This is a genomic window from Brevundimonas intermedia (genome assembly GCF_027922165.1).
In the GTDB taxonomy this organism is placed as follows: Bacteria; Pseudomonadota; Alphaproteobacteria; order Caulobacterales; family Caulobacteraceae; genus Brevundimonas; species Brevundimonas intermedia.
In genome coordinates this window covers 856,833-881,390 of the sequence record NZ_BSFD01000002.1, presented here as the reverse complement: position 1 = coordinate 881,390, position 24,558 = coordinate 856,833, and the positions used below count along the sequence as shown (strand labels likewise).

The following is a 24,558-nucleotide window of genomic DNA, read 5'->3' as shown; positions in this document are numbered from 1 at the left end:
TAGTTTGCACTGCAGACTAGTCTGTGAGATACGGCGTTATCCAAGACGGGAGGACGTCATGTCGATATCAGAGACGGTTTCATCCGAGCGCCTGCACGGGCTCGACGCGCTGAGAGGCGGCGCCCTGCTGCTGGGCGTCGTGCTCCACGCGACCATGTCCTTCTTTCCCGCCCAGATCTGGATTGTCGGCGACGACCAGCGGTCGGTTTGGGCCAGCGGGCTGTTCTTCGTTATCCACCTGTTCCGGATGACGAGCTTCTTCCTGATCGCGGGGCTGTTCGCCCACATGATGCTGGCGCGCGCGGGGGTATGGGGGTTCGTGAAGAACCGCCTGGTGCGGATCGCTGCGCCGCTGGGCGTCTTCTGGGGTCTGGTGCTGACGGCCATCGTCGTGGTGCTGATCTGGAACGCGGGTCTTCAGGGCATGACGGCTGCTGATGCGCCGCCGGCGCCGGAATACGACTGGACCAATATTCCGCTGACCCACCTGTGGTTCCTGTGGGTGCTGCTGATCTTCTATGTCGCTCTGCTGCTTCTAAGGGCGCCCTTCGCCGCGCTGGACCGGAGCGGCGCCTGGGGGCGCGTCGTCGATGGCGTGATCGCTGGCCTGATCGGGCCGTGGGGACCGTTCGTCCTGGGTGCGCCGCTTGCGCTGGCCCTGTGGTTCCAGCCGAACTGGATCGCCTTTTTCGGCGTGCCGACGCCGGATGCGGGCCTGATCCCCAATAGCTCGGCCCTGGTCGGTTTCGGTCTGGCCTTCGGCTTCGGCGCCCTGCTGGATCGTCGGCGTGACCTGCTGGGCCGAATCCAGGCCTGGTGGCCAGCCTATCTGGGCCTGGCGATCGGCGCGGGCGCAACGGCTCTGATGCTGGCGGGCGGACCGGACCCGAGACTGGTCCCGATGACCGATCCGGCGACCAAGGCGATGACGGCGGCGGCGTTCGGGGTGGCGACCTATGCCTCGGTCTTTGCGGCCGTGGCCTTGGCGCTGCGGTTCTTCGGAGGACACAGCCGCACGCGACGTTATCTCGCCGACGCCTCGTACTGGATCTACATCGTCCATCTGCCGCTGGTGATGGCGGCCCAGGTGCTGGTTCAAGATTGGGCCCTGTCGTGGCCGGTCAAGCTGGGGCTGGTCGTCGGCGGGGTGCTGGCCGTCTCGCTGGCCAGCTATGAACTGCTGATCCGTCATAGCTTCATGGGCCGCTGGCTGAACGGCCGCCGGGTTCCCTGGCGGCGCAGCCCCACGCCCGCCCTGTCTCCCGCCGAATAGCTTGCCAACCCCGGCCGCCGCGTCCATCCGAGAGACGCGCCCGCCGCAGAGGAATCATCGATGATCGACACGTCCCGCAGCACGCCCGAGGCCGACCTGGCCTTCCTCCGTTCAATCGTCCAGGGCGGGGGCGATCCGCGCGCGACCCTGACCATGGGCGTCATGTATCTGGCCGGCGGCCTGTTGTACGGCCTCCAGTGCCTGGTCCACATCGGCCAGTCCCTGGGCGTCGTCCGCTGGCCAGGGCCGGTCAGCCTGACTTTCGTCGCCGGGATCACCGTCGCCTTTCTGGTGGTGATGGTCTGGGCCATCCGGGAGGACCGCAAGCGGGTTAAGGCCAGCCCCATCGTGACCCGGACCTTGAACGCAGCCTTCAGCGGGGCGGGCATGGCCAATATGGCCATCATCATCGTCTTCGGTTTCGGCGCGTCGCGGGACCAGGACTTCGCCGTCTGGCTCTATTACCCGGCCATGATCTTCGCCCTGCAGTCGGCGGCCTGGTATGTGGCCTGGACCCTGAAGAAGAAGGGCTGGATGCTGGCGGCGTCGCTGGGCGGATGGGCGACGGCGGTGGCGCTGGGCCTGCTGGTGCGCCAGCCGCTGATCTATCTGTATGTCGCCACGGCGGCGCTGTTCCTGCTGTTCGCGGGACCGGGCTGGATCATCACCCGCGAGGCGCTGAGGAAGCGCCCCGTCGATGCGGACGCCGGCTGACCCATGGGGCTGAACGACCTGGGGCGGATCGACGAAGTCATCCACGGCCGCATGCGGCTGGGGATCATGGTCTATCTGGCCGACGCCGAGGCGGCCGACTTCACCGAGCTGAAGACGGTGCTGGAGGCGACCCAGGGCAATCTGTCGGTCCATATCAAGAAGCTGGAGGAGGCCGGCTATGTCGCCGTGGCCAAGAGCTTCGTGAACAACAAGCCGCTGACCCGCGTGTCGATCACGCCTGAGGGCCGCAAGGCGTTCGGCGTCTATCTGGAAGCCCTGGGCGGGCTGATCGGGAGGCCGGGATGAGGGTTCAGGTCATGGGGATCGTCAATGTGACGCCCGACAGCTTCTCCGACGGGGGGCGGTGGGCGTCGACGCAGGCGGCTGTGGACCAGGCGATGCGGCTGGTCGAGCAGGGGGCGGCGGTGCTGGACATCGGTGGCGAAAGCACTCGGCCGGGGGCTGAGCCGGTGGGCGAGGCCGAGGAGATCGACCGGGTTGCGCCGGTGATCGCTGCGGTTCGCGCGCGGTGGGATGGGGCGATCAGCGTCGATACGATGAAGCCCGCCGTGGCTCGGGCCGCCGTGGCGGCGGGGGCGGGCATGTGGAACGACGTGACGGCCCTGAGTCATTCGGCCGACAGTCTGGCGGTCGCCGCCGAGCTGGGGTGCGAGGTGGTGCTGATGCACATGCGGGGCGAGCCGCGGACCATGCAGGCCGATCCCCGCTATGGCGAGGTGGTGGGCGAGGTCGTGGCCTATCTGCGCGACAGGGCCGAGGCGGCGGTGGCGGCGGGGGTGGCGCGAGACCGCATCTGGCTGGATCCGGGCATCGGCTTCGGCAAGACGCTGGCGCACAATATGGCGCTGACGGCGCGGTTGGGCGAGCTGGTCGGGCTGGGCTTCCCGGTGCTGTACGCCGCCAGCCGCAAGCGGACGATCCAGGCGGTCGATGCGACGGCGGTGGAGGCGACCGACCGGCTGGGCGGCTCGCTGGCCCTGGCCCTGGAGGGGGCGCGGCGCGGGGCGCGGATGGTGCGGGTCCATGATGTGCGCGAGACGGTTCAGGCGCTGAAGCTGCAGGCGGCGGTGGCGGCGGCGGAGTGACACGCTTGCCTGCTCCATGCTTGCTCGGGCGCGCCGACTGGGCCATCAGGTCGGCATGTCCTGGGTCATGTCGATCAATCCGTGGGTGACGCTGGTCGTCGCCGGTCTGCTGGAAGTGCTGTGGGCGTCCGGCCTCAAGAATGTCAGCCTGCAAAGGCCGCTGACGTCGCTGGGCGTGCTGGTCGCGCTGGCGGCCAGCATGGTCCTGCTGTGGGTGGCGACGCAGAAGCTGCCGATCGGCACGGCCTATGCGATCTGGACCGGGATCGGAGCGGTGGGCGCGGCCCTGGTCGGGATCGTCGTCTATGGCGAGCCGGCGACGGCGGTGCGGGCGGTGTGCATCCTGCTGATCGTGGCGGGGATCGTCGGGCTGAAGCTGTTCTCGGGGGCGCACGCATGAGCGGGCTGCACCATGGCCGGGTGCTGATCCTGGCGGGGTCGGATTCGGGCGGCGGCGCCGGGATCCAGGCCGACATCAAGGCCGTGACGATGATGGGCGGGTTCGCCGCCACGGCGATCACCGCGATCACGGTGCAGAACACCCTGGGGGTTCACGGCGTCCATCCCCTGCCGTTGGCGCTGATCGCGGCCCAGGCGCGGGCGGTGCTGGAGGATATCGGGACCGACGCTTTCAAGACCGGCATGCTGGGCTCGGTCGAGGTGGTCGAGACGGTGGCGGCCCTGCTGGACGAGGCGGACGCCCCGGCGGTGGTCGATCCGGTCATGGTGGCCAAGGGCGGGCATCCGCTGCTGCCCGATGCGGCGGTGGAGGCGGTCCGGTCGCTGATGATCCCGCGCGCGGCCTTGCTGACCCCCAATGCGCCCGAGGCCGAGGCCCTGACCGGGCTGGCGGTGCGCGATATCGACGGTCAGCGGCGGGCAGGCGAGGCCCTGCTGAAACTGGGCGCCCGGGCCGTGCTGATGAAGGGCGGCCATGTGGACGGGCCGACGGTGATCGACCTGCTGATGACGACCGACGGGGAGACGGTGCTGGAGGCGGAACGGATCGACACCCGCCACACCCACGGCACCGGCTGTACTCTGGCGAGTGCGTGCGCGGCGGGCCTGGCCCTGGGGCGGCCGCTGGAGGTCGCTGTGGCGGAAGCCTGGGCCTATGTCGGCGAGGCCATCCGGCGCGCGCCGGGCCTGGGCGGCGGACACGGGCCGCTGGATCACGGCTGGCCGGTGCGGGGCTAGGGGCGGCGCGGCGGGAAGGCGCGCCTCAGCGACCGAGCGATACGCGAGAAAATCGGTGCAATGCGTGCAATCTCGGCGAAACCAGATTGTTTTTAAATGGGAAATTCTTCAGCTGAAATTGCACTGTGCAATTGGGTGCAATGTCGCGGCGGAGAAGTCGTCGTGGGGCTGGCGATGTCAAAGATCGAGCCGTCATTATAAGCAGGTCGGAGAGGGCGCCGGATATTGCGCCGAATAAATCTGCAAGCCTTTGAAACCATGAGGGCTCGGCTCGAAAATTATGCGCGTAGCGGGCGGTCGACGATGGGCAGGGTCCGCCGTTGCAAGGCAGGCGTCCATTGAGTTCGTCATCCTCGTTCTTGTGGCGAGGATCCATACGCCCGGTGTTTCCACGCAGTGCGCCGTCGTCGATACCGGGAGTATGGATACCAGGGACAAGCCCTGGGATGACGGGGGGGAAGGGAGAGGGCTGGGGATGAAGGCGGGTGACGTCTCCCGCTTAACAGACCGGGAGGCTAAGGAGTGGGGATGAGCGACGCCCTGAGCCTGAAGCTAATCGAAATCGTCCGCGCCGATCCCGCCCTGATGCACGTCTTGCGGACGGTGCGGGGGCTGGGCCTGCCCGACTGGCGGCTGGTGTCGGGCGCCGTCTATCAGGCGGTGTGGAACGCCAAGACAGGACGACCGGCGGGATACGGGATCAAGGACTATGACCTGGCCTATTTCGACGGCGCGGACCTGTCGTACGAGGCAGAGGACGTGGTGATCAAACAGGTCGCCGCCGCCTTCGACGAACCCTTCCGCAGCCAGGTCGAGGTGCGCAATCAGGCGCGGGTGCACCTGTGGTTCCAGAACCGGTTCGGCGAACCCTATGCGCCGTTGCACGCGACCGACGAAGCCCTGGGCCAGTTCGTGGCCCCGACCTTCGCCGTCGGGGTGCGGCTGGAGGCGGACGACACGATCACCGTGGCGGCGCCGTTCGGGCTGGAGGATGTGTTCGCCATGGTCGTCCGGCCGAACCCGAACCGGCCGCTGGCCAAGGGCTGGGTCAAGACCATCGAGAATGCGCGGGGGCGATGGCCGGAGCTGGCGGTGGTGGAGGCGGCCTAGGCGCCATCCATAGACTGACGATCGGCGTACTATGCCCATGACCCTGACCGACATCCTCATCCTGCTGGGACTGAACCTGGCCCTGATCGTGGCCGTGATGCTGGGGCTTTGGCGGGTCGCGCTGAGGCTGAAGGACGTCAGTTTCATCGATGCGGTCTGGCCGTTGGGGATGTTGCTGCTGGCGGTGGCGACCCTGCCGCGTGCGGACGGCGACCCGGCGCGCAAGGCGCTGCTGGTCGGGCTGTGCGCGGTCTGGGCGTTGCGGCTGGGCTGGCACCTGTTCCGGCGCTGGCGGGCCAGCGGGGCGGATGGGCGGTATGTTCAGATCGTCGAGGATCAGGAACGGAACAAGGGCTGGTCGTTCGCCAAGACGGCGCTGTTGTTCGTGTTTCTGCCCCAGGCCGTGCTGGCCTGGCTGACGTCGTTGCCGGTGCAGTTGGGACAGGTCGCGGCCCAGCCGGGGCTCGGCGTGATCGCCGGGGTCGGGGCGGTTCTGGCGGTGGTCGGGATCGTGTTCGAAAGCGTCGGCGACGCTCAGCTGGCGGCGTTCAAACGCGATGCGGCCAACAAGGGCAAGGTGCTGGACACCGGCCTGTGGCGCTATACGCGGCATCCGAACTATTTCGGCGACGCCTGTGTCTGGTGGGGGCTGTGGCTGATCGCGGCGGAGACGGGCGTCGGCCTGTGGTCGATCGCGGGGCCGATCTTCCTGACTTTCACCCTGACGCGCTGGTCGGGGATCGGGATTACCGAGAAGGCGATCAACAGGTCGCGGCCGGGGTATGCGGACTATGTGAAGCGGACGAGTGCGTTTGTGCCGTGGCCGCCCTCCCGTCATCCTCGGGCTTGACCCGAGGATTAGACGATCCGCCCCTGGTGCGAACGGGCGAAGCACAGACCGCCCCGCGCCCGGTCCTCGGGTCAAGCCCGAGGATGACGGACGGGGGGCGGGGCGACGGATCGCCTATGCGCCGACCTTAGTTGGTGGTCGGGGTGTTGTTGGTGGTCATGCCGCCGTCGGCGTTGCCGCCCTGCTGCTCGATCTGGTCGGCGCGACGGTCGGCGTTTTCCTCGACCTGGTCGGCCTGGCGGTTCAGCGCGTCTTCCTGGGCGTTGGTCGGGGCGGCGTCGGCCTGGGCTTCCAGCTGGTCGGCGCGGGCTTCGCCCGTGGCCTCGACGGCGTCGGCGCGGCTTTCGGCGGCCTTGTCGGCGGCGCTTTCACCGCAGGCGGCGACGCCCGACAGGACGAACAGCGAGGCGGCGGCGATGGCGAACTTCTTCATGGGGTTTCCTTCCGTTTTGGAGCGGAGGAAACGTCACGGCGGCGGATGGGTTCACGCCGCCGTGAGTTTTTCGTGAAGATCAGCCTTCGGATTCGGCGAAGGCGACCCGCGCGGCGCCCAGAAGCGCGGCGTGTTTGTGCATGATCACCTTGGTCGGGATCTCGGACATATAGTCCTTGAACCGGCCCTTGCGCTCGAACCTCTGGCGGAAGGGGCTGGCCTTGATGAAGGGCAGGATGCGCGGGACGATGCCGCCGGCGATATAGACGCCGCCGCGCGAACCAGTGGTCAGGGCGATGTCGCCGGCGACCGCGCCCAGGATGGCGCAGAAGCGGGCCAGGGTGGCGCCGCACGGGCTGTTGGGGTCGTTCATCGCCGTTTCGGTGATCTGGGCCGGGTCGTCGATATGGGTCTCGCGGCCGTCGATCTCGGCCAGCGCCCGGTGCATGTTCAGCAGGCCGGGGCCGCAGATCAGGCGTTCGATGGAGACGCGGTCATAGCGGCGGCGCAGGATGCGCAGGATCTCGTCCTCGACCGGATCGCCGGGGGGGAAACAGGCGTGGCCGCCTTCCGACGGCATGGCCATTTCCTTGCCGTGGGCGTCGCGCACCAGGGCTGAGACGCCGAAGCCGGTGCCGGGGCCGAGGACGGCGATGGTGGCGTGCGGATCGCCGTCGACGGGGCCGCCCAGGCTTTCCAGCTGGTCTTCCGGCACCACGGGGGCGCCCCAGGCCAGGGCCTCGAAGTCGTTGATCAGCTTGACCGGCTTCAGACCCAGGGTCTGAAGCTCGGCCTCCGATACGCGCCAGGGCGAGTTGGTCAGGTCGATCTCGCCGTCGGTGACGGGGCCGGCGACGGCGATGACGCCGCCGGTGGGCTTGACCTCGCAGCCCTCGATGAAGGCGGCTACGCCTTCCAGGAAGGTGGGATAGGTCTCGGCCGGGAAGCTTTCGTGGTGGTCCAGCACGGGACGGCCGTCCACCATGCGTGCGACGGCGAAGCGCGCATTGGTGCCGCCGACGTCGCCGACGAGGAGGGTCTTGTCAGTCATATAATCGTTTCCTGCGGTCGGTGCGTCGGATCAGGCGTCCACGGTCCGGTCGACGAAGTTGGGATCGGGTGGCGTGTCCGTATGCGATTGGCCGCCGCTGGGGAAGGCGAAGCAGACGGTGGCGCCTTCTTCAGCGGTGGTGACGACGTGGCGGAAGGCCCCGAACAGCTCGCGGCCATAGCCCCAGGCCGAGCCGGCGGCGTTGGCGGAGGAGCGGGCGGCGGCGGGGCGGGCGGTCAGATCGTCGACCCCGACCGTGGTCAGAACCCCGGCCTCGGCGTCCAGGCGGATGATGTCGCCGTCCTTGACATGGGCCAGGGGGCCGCCGGCCAGGGCTTCGGGCGAGACGTGGATGGCGGCGGGAGTCTTGCCGCTGGCGCCCGACATGCGGCCGTCGGTGACGAAGGCGACCTTGAACCCCTTGTCCTGGATGATCGACAGGGCGGGCGACAGGCTGTGCAGTTCGGGCATGCCGTTGGCCTTGGGCCCCTGGAAGCGCAGGACCACCACGACGTCGCGGTAAAGCTTGCCGTCCTTGAAGGCCTGAAGCGCGTCTTCCTGGGTTTCGAAGACGGCGGCAGGGGCCTCGACGATGCGGTTCTCGGGCTTGACCGCCGAGACCTTGATGACCGCGCGGCCCAGGTCGCCCTTGACCAGGCGCAGACCGCCCTCCTTGTCGAAGGGGTTGGAGGCGGGGCGCAGGATGTCGAGATCCAGGCTTTCCTTGACCCCGTCGCGCCAGACCAGCTGGCCGTCCACCATCGACGGCTCCTGGAAATAGGGCTCTATACCCTTGCCCATGATGGTGGTGACGTCCGAGTGGATATGGCCGGCCTGGGCCAGTTCGCGGGCCACGAAGGCGACGCCGCCGGCGGCCTGGAAGGCGTTCACATCGGCCGAGCCGTTGGGATAGACGCGGGCCAGCAGGGGGGTGACGGACGACAGCTCGTCCATGTCGGTCCAGTCGATCAGCACGCCCGCCGCCCGAGCCATGGCGACCAGGTGGATGGCGTGGTTGGTCGAGCCGCCGGTGGCCAGCAGGGCGACGATGGCGTTGACGATGGACTTCTCGTCGATGACGTCGGCCATGCGGCTTTCGCCGCTGCGGGCCAGTTCGACGGCGCGCTGGGCGGCGGCGGCGGTCAGCGCGTCGCGCAGGCCGGTGTCCGGATGGACGAAGGCGGTCGAGGGCATGTGCAGGCCCGCCAGCTCCATCATCATCTGATTGGAGTTGGCCGTGCCGTAGAAGGTGCAGGTGCCGGGCGAGTGATAGGAGCCGATCTCGCTTTCCAGCAGGGTCTGGCGGTCGACCTTGTTCTGGGCGTACTCGGCACGGACGCGGGCCTTTTCGGCGTTCGGAATGCCCGAGGGCATGGGGCCGGCGGGGGCGAAGACGACGGGCAGATGGCCGAAGGCCAGGGCCCCCATGAACAGGCCGGGCACGATCTTGTCGCAGACGCCCAGCATCAGGGCGGCGTCGAAGGCGTCATGCGTCAGGGCGACGCCGGTGGACATGGCGATGACGTCGCGGCTGAATAGCGACAGCTCCATGCCGGGGCGACCCTGGGTGACGCCATCGCACATGGCGGGGGTGCCGCCGGCGACCTGGGCCGTCGCGCCGACCTGACGCACAGCTTCGCGAACAACGCCGGGGAAGCGCTCGAACGGCTGGTGGGCCGACAGCATGTCGTTATAGGCGGTGACGATGCCCAGATTGGGCTTGGACCCGTCCATGGCGGTCAGTTTGTCGGCGATGGTCTGGCCGGCGAAGGCGTGGGCCCAGTTGGCGCAGCTCAGCTTGGCGCGGCCGGTCCCGCTGTCGCGGGCGGCGTCCATGCGACGGATGTAGTCGGCGCGGGTGGCGCGGCTCTTCTCGACGATCCGGGCGGTGACCGCGGCCACCGTGGGGTGCAGGGTCATGTCAGCTGGCTTCCGTGTACAGAACTTCAAGCGGGACGCCGGCGGCGATCAGGGCGGCGATGGGCTGGATCTTGGGGTCGCCCTTAGCCTGTTCCTCGAACACGCGGCGTTTGGCTGCGCCCTTAAGGCCCAGGATCACCCGGCCGGCGGACATCAGATAGGCCAGGTTGATCGACAGGCGCTCGAGGGTCGGCGCCGCGCCGTCGCGGCCGTGGGGCACGCCCAGGACGGTCGGCTTCAGCGTCGGGGTCAGCAGGGTCTTCAGGGTGGGGCTGTCGGGGAACATGGAGCAGATATGGCCATCCTCACCCATGCCGAGAAGGACCGCGTCGAAACGACCGCCTTCAGCCGCCAGAGCATGAGCGGCGACGATGGCGGCGCGGTCCACCGTGACTTCGGGCGTATAGAGGGGGATGAACCGGCCGGCGGCGGCCTTGTCCTGCAACAGGACGTCGCGGATCAGCCGGGCGTTGGACTCAGGCGAGGTCTCGGGGACGTAGCGTTCGTCCACCAGGGTGACGGCGATCTTCGCCCAGTCCAGGTCGGTCGCGGCGAGGCGGCGATAGACGGGGGCGGGGGTGGTGCCGCCGGGACCGGCGAAGACGGCCCGGCCGTTGTCACGGACGGCGGCGCCCAGGGTCTCGGACAGGCGGGCGGCGATGGCCTCGGCCCAGGCGTCGACGGTGGGGAAGGTTTCGATCACGGGCGTCTCAGACATCGGTGGTGTTCCAGTCGCGGCCGGTGCGCATCATCAGCATGTCGGCGCTGTCGGGGCCCCAGGTGCCGGCGACATATTCGTCGGGCTTCTGGCCGGACTCGGCCCAGGCCTCGGCGACCTCGTCCACCCATTTCCAGGCCTGTTCGGCCTCGTCGCGACGGACGAACAGGGTCGAGTCGCCGTGCATGGCGTCCAGCAGCAGACGTTCATAGGCGATGCGGCGGCGCGGCGGGGCGGCCGACTTGCCGTCCACCCCCCACGACAGGCTCATGGTGATGGGCTGGAGCTGCATCCGCTTGTCCAGGCCGGGGCGCTTGTTCATCACCGTCAGGGAGATGTCTTCCTCGGGCTGAAGCTCGATGATCATGCGGTTGGCCGGCGCCTCGCCCTCTTCGTTGTCGAAGATGGAGTGGGGGACGGGCTTGAACTGGATGACGATCTCGGTGCGCTTCTCCGGCAGCCGCTTGCCGGTCCGCATGAAGAAGGGCACGCCGGCCCAGCGCCAGTTGTCGATGTCGGCGCGGATGGCGACGAAGGTCTCGGTGTCGGAATCCGCGCCGCGCTCCTCGTCATAGCCCTTGGCCGGCTTGCCCTCGGACACGCCCGCCACATACTGGCCGCGCACGGTGACGCGTTCCGCCTCTTCGTGAGTGATGGGGCGCAGGGACCGCAGCACCTTGACCTTCTCGTTGCGCAGGGACTCGGGGTCCAGGTCCGACGGCGGCTCCATGGCCACCAGGCACAGCAGCTGGAGCATGTGGTTCTGGAGCATGTCACGCAATGCTCCGTATTCGTCATAATAGGGCCAGCGGTCGCCGACGCCGACCGTTTCACCAATGGTGATCTGGACGTGGTCGATCGTCAGATTGTTCCACAGCGGCTCGAAGATGGTGTTGCCGAAGCGCAGCGCCGTCAGGTTCTGGACCGTCTCCTTGCCCAGATAATGGTCGATGCGGAACACCTGGTCCTCGCGGAAGGCGTGGGCCACGGCGTCGTCGATCTCTAGGAAGGACTTGAGGTCACGGCCGACCGGCTTTTCCAACACGATGCGGCAGTTGCGCTCGGCCAGGCCGGCCGTCTTCATCGCCGTGACGATACGGCCGTAAAGCGACGGCGAGACGGCCAGGAAGGAGGTGACCTCGCCGTCGCCGACCTTGTCCTTCAGCGGCTTCAGGCTGTCGGCGGAGGTGGCGTCCACGGCCAGATAGTCGAGGCGCGCCTTCATCTTGGCCCAGGAGTGATCGTCCCAGGCCTTGTCCGTCTCGGCCTTGGCCTTCACGGCGTCGTGGACCTTGGCCACATATTCTTCGGCGGTTTCCTCGGAACGGGCGGCGCCGATGATCTTGAGATCGTCCGGCAAGAGCCCGTCGTGCTCGAGGAAATAGAGCGACGGCAACAGCATGCGCATCGCCAGATCGCCGCCGCCGCCGAACAGAATGAGAGCCGCCATACTTGTCCCCTGCTCGATCCCATTATCCGGGATCAGTCGCCTTTAAGGTCTGGGCGTCGCTTTGCCCGCTTCCGCTCTGGAGGCCAACACGTCCAGCACGTCCTGAAACACCATGTTACGGGCGTGGAGAAGCACCAAGAGGTGATAGATCAAATCCGCAGCCTCGCTGGCGAGTTCCTCATCCGGACCCGCGACGCCCGCCAGCGCGGTCTCTACGCCTTCTTCGCCGACCTTCTGGGCGATGCGTTTGACGCCCTTGCCGATCAGTTTGGCCGTCCAGCTTTCGGACGGATCGGCGGCGGCGCGTTCGGCGATGGTCTGTTCCAGCCGGGCGATGCGGCCGAGACCCGGCGCGTCGGCCTCGCCGAAGCAGCTGGTGCGGTGCAGGTGGCAGGCGTCGCCCACCGGATTGACCGCCAGGACGAGGGCGTCGCTGTCGCAGTCGGCCGTGATGCCGACGACGTGCAGCCGGTCGCCCGAGGTCTCGCCCTTGCGCCAGCGTCCGCCGCGCGAGCGTGAGAAGAAGGTGGCCTCGCCGGACTGGAGGGTCTCGTCCAGGGCGGCGCGGTCCATATAGGCCAGGGTCAGGACCTGGAGCGTGGCGGCGTCCTGCACCACGACGGGGACCAGGCCGGCGCCTTTTTCGAAATCGATGGTGTTGGGGTCGATCATTTTATTCACCGCTCATCCCCGCGAAAGCGGGGACCAGTTCTGTTGTCTGACGGGTCTTGGATAGGGCTCTGTGCCAGAGGCGCGAGGATGATCGCCCAAAGCACTGGGTCCCCGCTTTCGCGGGGATGAGCGGAGATATAAAATCACAATCTCATCTCCAGCCCTTCGCCCGCCAGATAGGCCTTCAAGTCGGGGATGGCTATCGCGCCCGTGTGGAAGACGCTGGCGGCGAGGGCGCCGGAGACGTCCGATTGTTCGAACACGGCCTTGAAATGTTCGGGCGCGCCGGCGCCGCCCGAGGCGATCAGGGGGATGGTCAGGCGTGCGCGGGCGGCGGACAGTTGTTCGATGTCATAGCCTTTGCGGACCCCGTCCTGGTCGATGCAGTTCAGCACGATCTCGCCGGCGCCCAGGCCCTGCGCCTCATCGAGCCAGTCGAGTGTGCGCTTGCCGGCGCGGCGGCGCGCGTCGGGATCGCCGGTGTATTTGTGGACCACCCATTCGCCGTCTTCCAGACGACTGTCGACGCCGACGACGACGCACTGGCTGCCCAGCCGCGCGGCCATTTCGGCGATCAGTTCCGGGCGTTCCAGGGCGGGGGAGTTGATCGACACCTTGTCGGCCCCGTGGTCCAGGCAGCGGGCGGCCTGATCGACGCTGCGGATGCCGCCGGCGACGCAGAAGGGGATGTCCAGCAGCCGGGCGATATCCTTGATCCAGCCATAGTCCAGGGTCCGGCCTTCGGGACTGGCGGTGATGTCGTAGAAGACCAGTTCGTCGGCGCCCGCGTCGCGGTATCGAGCGGCCAGCTCCGCGGCGTCGCCCATGTCGGTGTGGCCGACGAACTTGACGCCCTTGACCACCCGGCCGTCCTTGACGTCCAGGCAGGGGATGATGCGCCGGGCGGTCACGACCGTTTAGCCGTCGCGATGGCTTCGGGCAGGGTGAAGCGGTTCTCGTACAGGGCGCGGCCGACGATGGCGCCGTTGCAGCCCAGGGCCTTCACCGCCGCGAGATCCTCCAGCGACGAGACCCCGCCCGAGGCCTGCAGCACCAGATCCGGGCGACGGCGGCGGATTTCGGCCAGCAGCTCCAGATTGGGGCCGGTCATTGCGCCGTCGCGGCCGACATCGGTGACCAGCAGGTGTTTGGCCGTCCCCTTGGGATACCGATCCAGCGCCTCCCACAGGGTGACGCCCGACGACTGGGTCCAGCCCTTCAGGGCGGGAACGGGCATGCCGTCCTCGATCTTGACGTCCAGGGCCAGGGTGATCTGCTCGACGCCGAAGCCCTTGAGCCAGGCGGCGACGTCGTTGGGTTGGGTCACCGCCAGCGAGCCGACGACGACGCGCGACACGCCGGCGTCCAGCAGCTTGGCCACGTCATTGGCGCCGCGGACGCCGCCACCGGACTGGATCTTGACCTGGATGGCGCGGGTCAGGTCGCCGATCAGGGCGTGCTGCATGGCCTGGCCGGCCTCGGCGCCGTCCAGATCGACGATGTGAATCCACTCGGCGCCCTCGGCCGCGAAGGCGCTGAGGCGGACGGCGGGCTGCTCGTCGTATTGCGTCACCTGGTCGAACTTGCCGTGCATCAGGCGCACGCAGACGCCGTCCTTCAGGTCGATGGCGGGGTAGATCAGCATGGGGTCGGCTTCCGTTCGTCATCCTCGGGCTTGACCCGAGGATCGGGCGTGGATCGGTTCGTGCGGGGCCTCGTTCGCACGAGCGGCGGATGGTCCGGTCCTCGGGTCAAGCCCGAGGATGACGGAGAGGGGGAGGCGGCGCCGGTCAAGCGGCGACCTGCAGGAAGTTCCGCAAAATCATGGCCCCGGCCTCGGCCGAGCGTTCGGGGTGGAACTGGCAGCCCCAGCGGTTGGCGGATCGGACCATGGCGGGGACCGGGCCGCCATAGTCGGAGCGGGCCAGGGTGGCGGGGCCGTCGGGACAGACATAGCCGTGGACGAAATAGGCGTAGGCGCCGTCGGCGACGCCCTCCAGCAGCGGGTCGTCGCGGTCGCGCGTCAGCCGGCTCCAGCCCATATGCGGCACGGGCAGGGCGCCCGCCGGCTCCAGCCGGGAGACGGCGCCGGGGATGAAGCCCAGCAGATCGACGCCCTCGCCCTCCTGGCTGGTTTCGAACAGCAGTTGCTGGCCCAGGCAGACGCCCAGCAGGGGGCGGGGGAAGGCGCGGATCGGTTCGACCAGGCCCAGTTCCGACAGGCGGCTCATGGCGTAGCCGGCCGCGCCGACGCCGGGCAGGATGACCCGTTCGGCCTCGGCGATCACGGCGGGATCGTCGGTCAGGCGGACGGTGGCGCCCAGACGCTCGAGCGCGAACTGGACCGAGGCGACGTTGCCGGCGCCATAGGCGATGACGGCGACCTCGGTCACAGCACCCCCTTGGTGGACGGCACCGCGTCGCCCTCGACCCGGATGGCCTGGCGTAGGGCGCGGCCGAAGGCCTTGTAGACGGCTTCGGTCTTGTGGTGGTCGTCCTGGCCTGTGACCGAGATGTGGACGGCGGCGCCCATGGCCTCGGCCAGGGAGCGGAAGACGTGGGCCGTCAGGTCGGTGCGGTAGTCGCCGATGAAGGGGGTGTCGAACGTGCCTTCGAACAGCGGATAGGGACGACCGGACAGGTCGATGGAGACGGTGGCGTTGGCCTCGTCCATCGGCAGGACGAAGCCGTAGCGGGCGATGCCCTTTCGCTCGCCCAGCGCCTGTTTCAGCGCCTGGCCCAGGGCGATGGCGCTGTCCTCGATGGTGTGGTGCGGGTCGGTGTGCAGGTCGCCCTCGCATTGGAGCCGCAGGGAGAAGCCGCCGTGAGCCGCGATCTGCTCCAGCATATGGTCGAAGAAGCCGACGCCGGTCTCGATCTTGATGGGGCCGGGGGCGTCCAGGTCGACGGCGCAGACGATACGGGTCTCCTTCGTATCGCGCACGGCCTGGCCGACGCGGGCCGGGCGGCGCTTGGCGGGCGTCAGGCCGAAGGCGGCCAGCAGCCGGTCGTTGACCTCGGGCTTGATCGAGACGGGCAGGCGCAGGCGCTCGCCGGACAGGTCGGCCGCGACGCCATAGGTGGCCAACGCAGCCAGGGCGGCGGCGGGGTTTTCCGGTCGAGCCATGACGATGGGGCCGACGCCGGGCTCGACCGGCATCTGGCGGCCCAGTTCGCGGGCGATCCGCTCGCGCTCGCGCCGGACCGAGGCGATCCGCTCGGCAGTCTCGATCATCCGCGACGGGTCCAGCGCCTGTTGCGCCAGCCGCACCAGGGGTTCGGGCAGGGCGTAGGGCTCGAGCACCGAGGCGAGGCGGGCCAGGGTCGGGGCTTGGGCGATGGCGGCGCCGACGCGGGCGCCGGCTAAACCATAGGCCAGGGACAGGCTGCGCAGCACGACCAGGTTCGGCTGGTCGGCGACGACGGTGGCGGCGGAGACGCTGTCGGAGAACTCGATCAGGCCTTCGTCCACCACCAGCAGGGCGGGGGCGACACGGGCGGCCATTTCGGCGACGGCCTCTGGCGAGCCGAGGGCGCGGATGACCACCACTGCCGGTTCGCCCTTGGCCGGATAGATGGCGGCGAGACTGTCATAGGGCTCGGCCTTGGGCGCCTCGACCGAACCGCCGTCGCGGGCGGCGAGGCGATAGGCCAGTTCCAGCCCGTGGGTCAGGCCGCGGACCGGCAGGACCTGGTCGGCGGGCACGGCGTAGATGGCGGCCATGCGGGCGGCGAGGGCGGCAGGCTCGCCGGGATAGCGGTCCAGGCCGTCGCCGCCGGAGACGAGCGGGGGATAGGGGGCGGGCAGGGTCATCCTTCGGCCCTCAGGTCGGCGGCGCGGGCGTGGGCTTCCAGGCCTTCCATCCGGGCCAGGCGGGCGGCGATGGGCGCAAGCGCGCGGGCGCCGGCCTCGGTGACCAGCTGGACCGACATGGTGGTCATGAAGCTGGCGGTGGTGACGCCGCCCAGGGTGCGGGCGCCGCCGTCGGTCGGCAGGACGTGGCTGGGGCCGGCGGCGTAGTCGCCCAGGGTCTCGGCTGCGAACCGGCCGACGAAGACGGCGCCGGCGGCCTTGATCGAATCCACCAGGGGCTCGGGATCGTCCACCTGGATCGCCAGGTGTTCGGGGCCATACAGGTTGGCGACCTCTGCGGCGGCGTCGAGATCGCGGACCAGGATGGCGCGGGCTTCGGTCAGCGAGGCGCGGGCGATGGCTTCGCGCGGCAGGGTCGCGACCTGGGTCTCAACCTCCGACAGGATGTAGTCGACGGTTGCGCGGCTTGTGGAGACCAGGATGACCTGGGCGTCGGCGTCGTGCTCGGCCTGGCTGAGCAGGTCGGCGGCGGCGATCTCGGGCGCGGCGTCGCGGTCGACGATGACCATCAGTTCGGACGGACCGGCGGGCATGTCGACGGCGGGGCCGCCTGGCAGAGCGCTCGCCTGCTTCTTGGCTTCGGCGACATAGGCGTTGCCGGGGCCGAACAGCTTGTCGCAGGCGGGGATGATTCCGTCCTCCAGTTCGACGCCGAAGGTCAGGGCGGCGATGGCCTGGGCGCCGCCCATCAGCCAGAGGGCGTCCAGCTCCGCCTCAGCGGCGGCCAGGATCATGGCGGGGTGGACGCCGCCGTCTTTTGAAGGCGGGGTGACGGCGACGCGCTGGCCCACGCCCGCGACGCCGGCCGGTATGGCCAGCATCAGCAGGGACGAGAACAGGGGGGCGGTGCCGCCGGGGATGTAGAGCCCGGCCGAGGCGATGGGACGCCAGGCCAGTTTTGAACGCACGCCGGGGGTGGTCTCGATGAAGGGGGTGTCCTCCGGCTTGGTCGCCTGGTGGAAGACCCGCACATTCTCGGCCGCCATGCGTAGGGCGCGCACGTCGCCGGGGGGCAGGGCGTTGCGGGCCTCGGCCACGGCCTCGGGCGTGATGGCGATGCGGCGGGGCGGGGCCTTGTCCAGCTTCAGGCACCAGTCGGTGACCGCCGCGCCGCCGCGTTGGCGCACGTCGTCCAGGATGGTGCGGACCACCTCGGTCACGTCGCCGGCGGTGCGCTGGGCCGGGCGGGCGAGGGCCGATTTTTTCCCGGCGGCGTCGAGGGAGGACCAGTCGATGAGTTTCATCACATCATCTTCTCAATGGGCAGGACCAGGATGGCCGAGGCGCCGGCGGCCTTCAGCTTCTCCAGCGTCTCCCAGAAGACGGCCTCCTGGCAGACGGCGTGGACGGCGACCGCGTCGTCGCGGCCCATCAAGGGCATGACGGTGGGCGAGCCGGCGCCGGGCAGGATGGCGGTGATCTGATCCAGCGCCGAACGCGGGGCGTTCAGCATGACGTATTTAGCGCCTTGCGAGGACACGACGCCCGACATCCGCTCGATGATACTGTCCAGCAGATGTTGCAGGGCGGGCTCGGGGGCGACGGGGGACTGGATCAGGACGGCCTGGCTTTCCAGCACCGTGTCCTTGGCGCCCAGGCCGTTGGCCTCCAGCGTCGCGCCGGTCGAGACCAGGTCGCAGATGGCGGCGGCCAGCTTCAGCCGGGGCGCGACCTCGACGGCGCCGCGCATGACGACGATGTCGGCCTTGACCCCGCGCTCGTCCAGGAAGCGGCGCAGGATCTTGGGATAGGAGGTGGCGATGCGTAGCCCGTCCAGCGAGGCCGGGCTGTCATAGGCCAGGGTCGGGGGGGTGGCGATCTTCAGGGTGCAGCGGCCAAAGCCCAGGGGCATGACCACGGAGGCGTTGGCGCCGCCGTTGCGGCCCTCCTCCAACACGTTCTCGCCGACGATCCCCAGGTCGCAGACGCCGTCGGCCACGAAGGTGGGGATGTCGTCGTCGCGGACGCGCAGCAGGTCGATCGGATAGTTCTCGACCCGGTACAGCAGGTCGTTGTGGCCCTTGACCCATTTCAGACCCGCGTCGCGGATCAGGTCGAGACTGCGGTCGGCCAGACGGCCGGATTTCTGGACGGCGATGCGAAGCCGGCCTTGGACGGTGCTCATGTTCGGATACTCAGTTCGTGTTCTTCAGGCGGTCCAGGGCGATGCGGTAGCCCTGGTGCGGCATGTCTTTGAGATAACGGGCGACGCGGACGACGGTGGTGGGGCTGGCGTGGGCCTCGGCCGCAATCTCGCGATAGGACTTGTCGCCGGCGTCGAGCAGGCGCGCCACCTGCCAGCGCTCGGCGAAGGCGCGCAGTTCCGCCGGGGTGCAGAGATCGGCCAGGAAGGCGTCGATCTCGGCGCGCGTCTGCATCGACAGCAGGGCGTCATAGAGGGCGTCGCGGGCGGGCGGGGTCGTCATGCGCGTTCCACTATGCTGTAACAGTGGAACGGTCAAGGGTTTGTTCGTCTCCTCCTTGCGAAGCGGGGAGGGGGCTCTTGAAGTCCCACGGGCGCCGGTGATGCGGTGAAGAACCCCTCCGTCATGGCGCAGGCGCCGCGCCACCTCCCCATCGCTTCGCGACGGGGAGGAGACAGGACGTGCGGCGCGCATTATCTGCGTCGTCATGACCAAGATCCTGATCATCGGCGCCGGACATGCCGGCGGCTCCGTCGCGGCGTTTCTGCGGCAGTACGGCCATGAGGGGCCGATCATGCTGGTCGGAGAGGAGGATGCGCCGCCGTATCAGCGGCCGCCCCTGTCCAAGGCTTGGCTGAAGGGCGAGGCGAATCTGGAGGGGCTGATGCTGCGGCCCCTGAGCTTCTATGAGGAACAGGGGATCGAGTTTCGGCCGTCGACGGTCGCCGTGTCGGTGGACCCGGAGGCGAAGACGGTCGCCTTCCATGACGGGACGTCAGAGGCCTATGACGTCCTGGTGCTGGCGACGGGATCGACGGCGCGCAAACTGCCGGTTCCGGGCGGGGATCATCCCGACCTGCTGGAACTGCGGACGCTGAAGGACGCGGAACGGCTGAAGGCCGTGCTGGGGCCGGGCAAGCGGCTGGCGGTGGTCGGCGGCGGCTATGTCGGGCTGGAGGCGGCGGCCTCGGCCCGGGCTCTGGGCGCCGAGGCGGTGGTGATCGAGCGCGCGCCGCGCGTGCTGGCGCGGGTGGCGTCCGAGACCCTGTCGGCCTTCTTCACCGCCCAGCATCGGGCGCATGGGGTCGAGATCCTGACCGGGGCCGAGGTGGTCGCCGTGGCCCATGACGGCGTGACCCTGGCGGACGGATCGGTGGTGCGGGCGGATGCGGTTCTGGTCGGGGTCGGGGCCCTGGCGTGCGACAGCCTGGCGGGGTCGGCGGGCCTGCGCTGCGACGACGGGGTGGTGGTGGACGAGCAGGCGCGGACCAGCGACCCGGCCGTCTTCGCCGTCGGGGACATGACGCGCCGGCCGATCCCCGTGCACGGCGGCGTCTCGCGCCGGCTGGAGAGCGTGCCCAATGCTTTGGAACAGGCGAAGCAGGCGGCGGCGGCCATCGTCGGACGACCGGGCCCGGCGGCCGAGGTGCCGTGGTTCTGGTCCGATCAATATGACTTCAAGCTTCAGATCGCGGGCCTGCCGTTCGATGCGGACCGTCAGGTGGTGCGGGGCGATCCGACGGCGGGAGGATTTGCGGTGTTTCACCTGAGCGGCGACCGAGTGGTCTGCGTCGAGGCGGTCAATGCGCCGCCGGAATTCATGGCGGGCAAACAGCTGATCGGGAGGGGGACGCCGGTGGATGTGGCGAAGCTGGCGGACGTCTCGGTTTCGATGAAGGCGGTGGGGGTGTGACGCAGGCCTTCTCCCTCCCCCTGCGGGGGAGGGCGGTCGCGTAGGGACCGGGTGGGGCGGCCCGGCAGGGTCGCACGGGTTCTGCCTCGCGAGATATGTCCCGTGTCGCCCTGCCGCCCCCACCCGGCTTCGCCTTCGGCTCAGCCCCCCTCCCCCGCAGGGGAAGGGAGAGGCGCCCCGCCGCTTCGTCGTCGCCGCAGTGCAACAAAACTGTTGCGCTTTTCGTTGGGGATCGATCAAGCTGCGAACTCAACGCGGCGGGGGCGAATGACGAGAGCTTTCGACGAAATGAACGGCGGCGGATCGGGGACGATCCGCGACAGCTACAAGACCCTGGCGGCCTGGCTGGAAAACGCCCCGCCGGATCTGCTGCAGGCGCGCTCGCGTCAGGCGGAGTTGTTCTTCCGCCGTATGGGCGTGACCTTCGCCGTCTATGGCGACGAGGAGTCTAACGAGCGGCTGATCCCGTTCGACGTCGTGCCGCGCATCATCGGCGCCGATGAATGGGGCGGGCTGGAGAAGGGGCTGAAGCAGCGGGTCACCGCCATCAACGCCTTCCTGAAGGACATCTATGGGCCGCAGGACTGTATCCGCGCCGGGATCGTGCCCGCCGACCTGATCCTGACCAATCCGCACTATCGGCCCGAGATGCAGGGCCGCCGGCCGCCGGGCGACGTCTGGTGCCATATCGCCGGGGTCGATCTGGTCCGCACGGGCGAGGACGGCTTCTATGTGCTGGAGGACAACGTCCGCACGCCGTCCGGGGTCTCCTATATGCTGGAGAACCGCGAGATGATGATGCGGCTGTTCCCCGACCTGTTCGCCGAACATGCGGTGCGGCCGGTCGAGATTTATACCGACATGCTGTTGCGGTCCTTGCAGGCCTCGGCGCCGTCGGGGGCGGGCGAGGATCCGACCATCGTTGTGCTGACGCCGGGGCCGTTCAACTCGGCCTATTACGAGCACAGTTTCCTGGCCGACAAGCTGGGGGTCGAGCTGGTCGAGGGCGGGGATCTCTTCGTCAATGACGACACCGTCTATATGCGCACGACCGAGGGGCCCAAGCGGGTCGACGTCATCTATCGCCGCATCGACGACGACTTCATCGACCCCCTGACCTTCATGCCGAACTCGGCGGTGGGGGTTCCGGGGCTGATGTCGGCCTATTTCGCCGGGCGCGTGACCCTGGCCAATGCGGTGGGGACGGGGGTGGCCGACGACAAGGCCGTCTATACCTATATGCCCGAGATCATCCGCTTCTTCACCGGCGAGGACGCCATCCTGAAGAATGTGCCGACCTGGCGCTGCCGCGAGCCGGACGCGCTGAAGGAGGTGCTGGGCAAACTCGATGAGCTGGTGGTCAAGGAGGTCGGCGGATCGGGCGGTTACGGCATGCTGGTGGGGCCGACCTCGACCAAGGCCGAGATCGAGGCGTTCCGGGCCAAGTTGATCGCCGACCCCGACGATTTCATCGCCCAGCCGACGCTGAGCCTGTCGACGGCGCCGACCCTGAATGGAGGCGACTTGTCGCCGCGGCACGTCGATCTGCGGCCGTTCGTCCTGTCCAGTCCGGCGGGGGTGCGGGTCGCGCCCGGCGGACTGACGCGGGTGGCGCTGAAGGAGGGGTCGCTGGTGGTCAACTCCAGCCAGGGCGGCGGAACCAAGGACACCTGGGTGCTGGACAACTGATGCTTTCTCGCACCGCAGACAGTCTGTACTGGACCGGCCGCTATATGGAGCGGGCGGATTTTCTCGCGCGCATTCTGGAGGCGGCGATCCGCCTGGCGGCCCTGCCGGCCAAGGATCAGGCCACCGTTACGGCCTGGGCCGGCGCCATCGCTTCGTCAGGCGTGAAGTCGGCGTTCGATGCGACCGGCCGGACGGTGTCGGAGAAGTCCGTCCGTGAATATCTGGCCTTCGGGGCGGACAATACGACCTCGATCAAGGCCTGTATCACCCGGGCGCGGACCAATGCCCGCTCGGTGCGGACCGCCCTGACCATTGAGCTGTGGGAGGCGATCAACGGCGCCTGGAACGGGCTGAACGAGCTGGGCGAGCCGACCAAGCGGGATGATTTCACCAACTTCCTCGACTTCGTGAAGTCGACGTCGCTGGCGGTGGAGGGGGCCTCGTCGCGGACCATGTTGCGCAATGACGCCTACTGGTTCCTGCGGCTGGGCATGGCGATCGAGCGGGCCGACAACACCGCCCGCCTGCTGGACGTGAAATACCACCTGCTGCTGCCGCCCGGCGAACGGGTGGGGGGACAGCTGGACTATTTCCAGTGGACCACCCTGTTGCGCGAGGTCTCGGCCCTGACCGCCTATCGCTGGGTTTACCGGGAGAGCGTGCGGCCCTGGCTGGTGGCGGACCTGCTGGTGCTGAACCGGCAGATGCCGCGGTCGCTGGCGTCGTGCCAGGGCATGATCGTCAGCTATCTGGAGCGGCTGGCGACGGACTACGGCCGGCGCGGCCCGGCGCAGAGGCTGGCCTCCAGCCGTCTGACCCAGTTCAACGAGGCCCGGATCGAGGACATCTTCCAGTCCGGCCTACACGAATACATCCAGGGCTTCCTGAACGAGAACAACGCCCTGGCCGCCGCCGTCCACGAACAGTATCTGGTCTGACCATGCGGATCCGGATCGATCACTCCACCCGCTACGCCTACGCCCGCCCGGCGCGGTTCATCGTGCAGATGCTGCGGCTGACGCCCAAGTCGTGTGAGAGCCAGCAGGTGCGCGAATGGCGCATCGAGACCGACGTCGACGCCCGGCTTCGGCGCAGCGAGGACGCCTTCGGCAATATTGTTCACAGCCTCTATACCGAGCGCCCGACCGACGCCCTGACCATCCGGGTGACGGGCGAGGTTTCGACCGTGGACACCGGCGGGGTGATCCGCGGCCAGAACGAGCGGCTGCAGCCGGGCGTGTATCTGCGCGACACCCGCCTGACCCAGGCCAATCCCGCCCTGGTCGAGTTCGCGCGAGAGATCGGCGAGGGCGCGCCGCTGGAGCGGATGCACCGGCTGATGGGGGCGATCCACGGCGGGGTGGCTTTCGAGGTCGGGGCGACGTCCGCCACCCATACGGCGGCCGAGGCCTTCGACATCCGGCGGGGCGTCTGCCAGGACCACGCCCAGATCTTCATCGCCTGCGCCCGAACCCTGGGCGTGCCGGCCCGCTACGTCTCCGGCCACCTGAACCGGTCGGACGGTCAGCACGATCAGGACGCCGCCCACGCCTGGGCCGAAGCCTGGATCGAGGGGTTGGGCTGGGTCGGGTTCGACGCGGCCAACGGCATCTGCCCGACCGACAACTATGTCCGCATCGCCACAGGCCTGGACGCTCTGGGCGCGACGCCGATCCGGGGCACAAGCTACGGCGGCGGGGTCGGCAGCCTGACGGTCGCGCTTCATGTGCGGCCTGTGCAACAGAGCCAGCAACAACATCAGAGCCGGGGATGGTCCTGATCGCCATGACGCAGGAATCTGTTAGCGTCGAACGATTCGCGAAACGGGGAGCGGATAGAGGCAAGTGACCTATTGCGTAGGCATGCTGGTGGAGGAGGGGTTGGCGATGATCGCCGACACCCGCACCAATGCGGGCGTGGACAACATCTCGTCCTATCGCAAGTTGCACGTGTTCAAGACGCCGGGCGAGCGGATCCTGGCCGTGGCGACGGCCGGCAATCTGTCGGTCACGCAGACGGCCCTGGCGATGGTGGCCGAGGGGGTGAAACTGCCCGACTCGACCGGGCCGGAGACGCTGGAGACCGCGCCCAGCCTGTTCCGCGCCGCCCAGATCCTGGGGCACGCCATGGCCATGGTGCGGGCCACGATCAACACCCCGGCCTCGCCCACCGCCGACGCCCTGAACGTCAACGCCTCCATGCTGCTGGGCGGCCAGATCGGCGGGGGCAAGATGGGCCTGTATCTGATCTATGGTCAGGGCAATTTCATCGAATGCGGGGCCGACACCCCCTATCTTCAGATCGGCGAGCTGAAATACGGCAAGCCGATCCTGGACCGCGCCCTGCATGACTACACCCCCCTGTCCGAGGCGGTGAAACTGGGGCTGATCTCGTTCGACTCGACCATTCGCTCCAATATCGCCGTGGGGCCGCCGCTGGATCTGATCGTCATTCCGCGTGATGGTCTGACCGGGATGGAGCGGCGCATCGATGCGGACGATCCCTATTTCCGCGACCTGGGCCGGCGCTGGTCCGAAGCCCTGGCGGCGGCGCACAAGGCCATGCCGGATCCCACTTGGCTGGACCTGACGCCGACGAAAACGGCGCGAATGAAGGCCGTGACCTGACGCCCTTCTGATCATGATGCGATTAAGTCGCAATTGT

General features: G+C 68.6%; 25 protein-coding genes and 1 pseudogene. 13 read left to right on the top strand and 13 right to left on the bottom strand.

Annotated features, from left to right (window positions below; genetic code table 11):
* Positions 1-58 precede the first annotated feature (58 nt).
* The 8 genes from PKE72_RS06825 to PKE72_RS06790 all read left to right on the top strand — a co-directional run bounded on the left by PKE72_RS06825 (position 59) and on the right by PKE72_RS06790 (position 6,250).
* Positions 59-1,273: an acyltransferase family protein gene (locus tag PKE72_RS06825; RefSeq protein ID WP_271164616.1), complete on the top strand. Its 1,215-nt coding sequence runs from the start codon at positions 59-61 to the stop codon at positions 1,271-1,273.
* A 60-nt stretch (positions 1,274-1,333) separates the two neighbouring features.
* Positions 1,334-1,987, top strand: a complete 654-nt coding sequence (locus PKE72_RS06820; protein ID WP_271164615.1) for a hypothetical protein — start codon at positions 1,334-1,336, stop codon at positions 1,985-1,987.
* Between the two features lie 3 nt (positions 1,988-1,990).
* Positions 1,991-2,293, top strand: coding sequence for a winged helix-turn-helix domain-containing protein (locus PKE72_RS06815; protein ID WP_271164614.1), 303 nt, complete (start codon positions 1,991-1,993; stop codon positions 2,291-2,293).
* Positions 2,290-3,093, top strand: a complete 804-nt coding sequence (gene folP, locus PKE72_RS06810; RefSeq protein ID WP_271164613.1) for a dihydropteroate synthase — start codon at positions 2,290-2,292, stop codon at positions 3,091-3,093. The genes PKE72_RS06815 and folP overlap by 4 nt, the downstream gene beginning before the upstream one ends.
* A 55-nt stretch (positions 3,094-3,148) precedes the next feature.
* Positions 3,149-3,493 carry a DMT family transporter gene (locus PKE72_RS06805; protein WP_271164696.1) on the top strand — a complete coding sequence of 115 codons (345 nt, stop codon included), beginning with the start codon at positions 3,149-3,151 and terminating at the stop codon, positions 3,491-3,493.
* Entirely contained in the window at positions 3,490-4,290 is an 801-nt protein-coding gene (thiD, locus tag PKE72_RS06800) for a bifunctional hydroxymethylpyrimidine kinase/phosphomethylpyrimidine kinase (RefSeq protein ID WP_271164612.1), read from the top strand. Before PKE72_RS06805 ends, thiD begins: the two co-directional genes overlap by 4 nt.
* A gap of 528 nt (positions 4,291-4,818) precedes the next feature.
* Positions 4,819-5,400 (top strand): nucleotidyltransferase family protein, encoded by a 582-nt coding sequence (locus PKE72_RS06795; RefSeq protein WP_271164611.1) that lies wholly within the window; start codon positions 4,819-4,821, stop codon positions 5,398-5,400.
* Between the two features lie 37 nt (positions 5,401-5,437).
* Entirely contained in the window at positions 5,438-6,250 is an 813-nt protein-coding gene (locus PKE72_RS06790) for a DUF1295 domain-containing protein (protein WP_271164610.1), read from the top strand.
* A gap of 127 nt (positions 6,251-6,377) precedes the next feature.
* Here PKE72_RS06790 and PKE72_RS06785 read toward each other — a convergent pair whose 3' ends face one another.
* The 13 genes and pseudogenes from PKE72_RS06785 to PKE72_RS06725 all read right to left on the bottom strand — a co-directional run bounded on the left by PKE72_RS06785 (position 6,378) and on the right by PKE72_RS06725 (position 18,794).
* Positions 6,378-6,683 carry a hypothetical protein gene (locus PKE72_RS06785; protein ID WP_271164609.1) on the bottom strand — a complete coding sequence of 102 codons (306 nt, stop codon included), beginning with the start codon at positions 6,681-6,683 and terminating at the stop codon, positions 6,378-6,380.
* 79 nt (positions 6,684-6,762) lie between these two features.
* Positions 6,763-7,737 (bottom strand): annotated as a pseudogene (glk, locus tag PKE72_RS06780) (glucokinase); the annotation flags it as partial.
* A 27-nt stretch (positions 7,738-7,764) separates the two neighbouring features.
* Positions 7,765-9,654, bottom strand: a complete 1,890-nt coding sequence (edd, locus tag PKE72_RS06775) for a phosphogluconate dehydratase (protein WP_271164607.1) — start codon at positions 9,652-9,654, stop codon at positions 7,765-7,767.
* A gap of 1 nt (position 9,655) precedes the next feature.
* A complete protein-coding gene (gene pgl / locus PKE72_RS06770; protein WP_271164606.1) occupies positions 9,656-10,372 on the bottom strand; it encodes a 6-phosphogluconolactonase in 717 nt (238 codons plus the stop codon).
* The gene (zwf, locus tag PKE72_RS06765) at positions 10,365-11,822 is read right to left on the bottom strand and encodes a glucose-6-phosphate dehydrogenase (RefSeq protein ID WP_271164605.1); all 1,458 of its coding nucleotides are present in this window, start codon (positions 11,820-11,822) and stop codon (positions 10,365-10,367) included. The genes pgl and zwf overlap by 8 nt, the downstream gene beginning before the upstream one ends.
* 42 nt (positions 11,823-11,864) lie before the next feature.
* Positions 11,865-12,494, bottom strand: coding sequence for a bifunctional phosphoribosyl-AMP cyclohydrolase/phosphoribosyl-ATP diphosphatase HisIE (hisIE, locus tag PKE72_RS06760; protein ID WP_271164604.1), 630 nt, complete (start codon positions 12,492-12,494; stop codon positions 11,865-11,867).
* 143 nt (positions 12,495-12,637) lie between these two features.
* Entirely contained in the window at positions 12,638-13,405 is a 768-nt protein-coding gene (gene hisF / locus PKE72_RS06755) for an imidazole glycerol phosphate synthase subunit HisF (protein ID WP_271164603.1), read from the bottom strand.
* Positions 13,402-14,139 (bottom strand): 1-(5-phosphoribosyl)-5-[(5-phosphoribosylamino)methylideneamino]imidazole-4-carboxamide isomerase, encoded by a 738-nt coding sequence (gene hisA / locus PKE72_RS06750; RefSeq protein WP_271164602.1) that lies wholly within the window; start codon positions 14,137-14,139, stop codon positions 13,402-13,404. The genes hisF and hisA overlap by 4 nt, the downstream gene beginning before the upstream one ends.
* 145 nt (positions 14,140-14,284) lie before the next feature.
* Positions 14,285-14,887, bottom strand: a complete 603-nt coding sequence (gene hisH, locus PKE72_RS06745) for an imidazole glycerol phosphate synthase subunit HisH (protein WP_271164601.1) — start codon at positions 14,885-14,887, stop codon at positions 14,285-14,287.
* The gene (gene hisB / locus PKE72_RS06740; RefSeq protein WP_271164600.1) at positions 14,884-16,308 is read right to left on the bottom strand and encodes an imidazoleglycerol-phosphate dehydratase HisB; all 1,425 of its coding nucleotides are present in this window, start codon (positions 16,306-16,308) and stop codon (positions 14,884-14,886) included. Before hisB ends, hisH begins: the two co-directional genes overlap by 4 nt.
* The gene (gene hisD / locus PKE72_RS06735; RefSeq protein WP_271164599.1) at positions 16,305-17,612 is read right to left on the bottom strand and encodes a histidinol dehydrogenase; all 1,308 of its coding nucleotides are present in this window, start codon (positions 17,610-17,612) and stop codon (positions 16,305-16,307) included. The genes hisB and hisD overlap by 4 nt, the downstream gene beginning before the upstream one ends.
* Complete coding sequence (gene hisG / locus PKE72_RS06730) at positions 17,612-18,493, bottom strand: ATP phosphoribosyltransferase (RefSeq protein ID WP_271164598.1); 882 nt, start codon at positions 18,491-18,493, stop codon at positions 17,612-17,614. The genes hisD and hisG overlap by 1 nt, the downstream gene beginning before the upstream one ends.
* A 10-nt stretch (positions 18,494-18,503) precedes the next feature.
* A complete protein-coding gene (locus PKE72_RS06725; protein ID WP_271164597.1) occupies positions 18,504-18,794 on the bottom strand; it encodes a YerC/YecD family TrpR-related protein in 291 nt (96 codons plus the stop codon).
* A gap of 205 nt (positions 18,795-18,999) precedes the next feature.
* Between PKE72_RS06725 and PKE72_RS06720 the strand changes: the two genes are divergently transcribed.
* The 5 genes from PKE72_RS06720 to PKE72_RS06700 all read left to right on the top strand — a co-directional run bounded on the left by PKE72_RS06720 (position 19,000) and on the right by PKE72_RS06700 (position 24,521).
* The gene (locus PKE72_RS06720) at positions 19,000-20,205 is read left to right on the top strand and encodes an NAD(P)/FAD-dependent oxidoreductase (protein WP_271164596.1); all 1,206 of its coding nucleotides are present in this window, start codon (positions 19,000-19,002) and stop codon (positions 20,203-20,205) included.
* A gap of 267 nt (positions 20,206-20,472) precedes the next feature.
* A complete protein-coding gene (locus PKE72_RS06715; protein WP_271164595.1) occupies positions 20,473-21,894 on the top strand; it encodes a circularly permuted type 2 ATP-grasp protein in 1,422 nt (473 codons plus the stop codon).
* Positions 21,894-22,832, top strand: coding sequence for an alpha-E domain-containing protein (locus PKE72_RS06710; RefSeq protein ID WP_271164594.1), 939 nt, complete (start codon positions 21,894-21,896; stop codon positions 22,830-22,832). Before PKE72_RS06715 ends, PKE72_RS06710 begins: the two co-directional genes overlap by 1 nt.
* 2 nt (positions 22,833-22,834) lie before the next feature.
* Positions 22,835-23,674, top strand: a complete 840-nt coding sequence (locus PKE72_RS06705; RefSeq protein WP_271164593.1) for a transglutaminase family protein — start codon at positions 22,835-22,837, stop codon at positions 23,672-23,674.
* Between the two features lie 64 nt (positions 23,675-23,738).
* Positions 23,739-24,521 (top strand): proteasome-type protease, encoded by a 783-nt coding sequence (locus PKE72_RS06700; RefSeq protein ID WP_271164592.1) that lies wholly within the window; start codon positions 23,739-23,741, stop codon positions 24,519-24,521.
* The last annotated feature ends 37 nt before the right edge of the window (positions 24,522-24,558 follow it).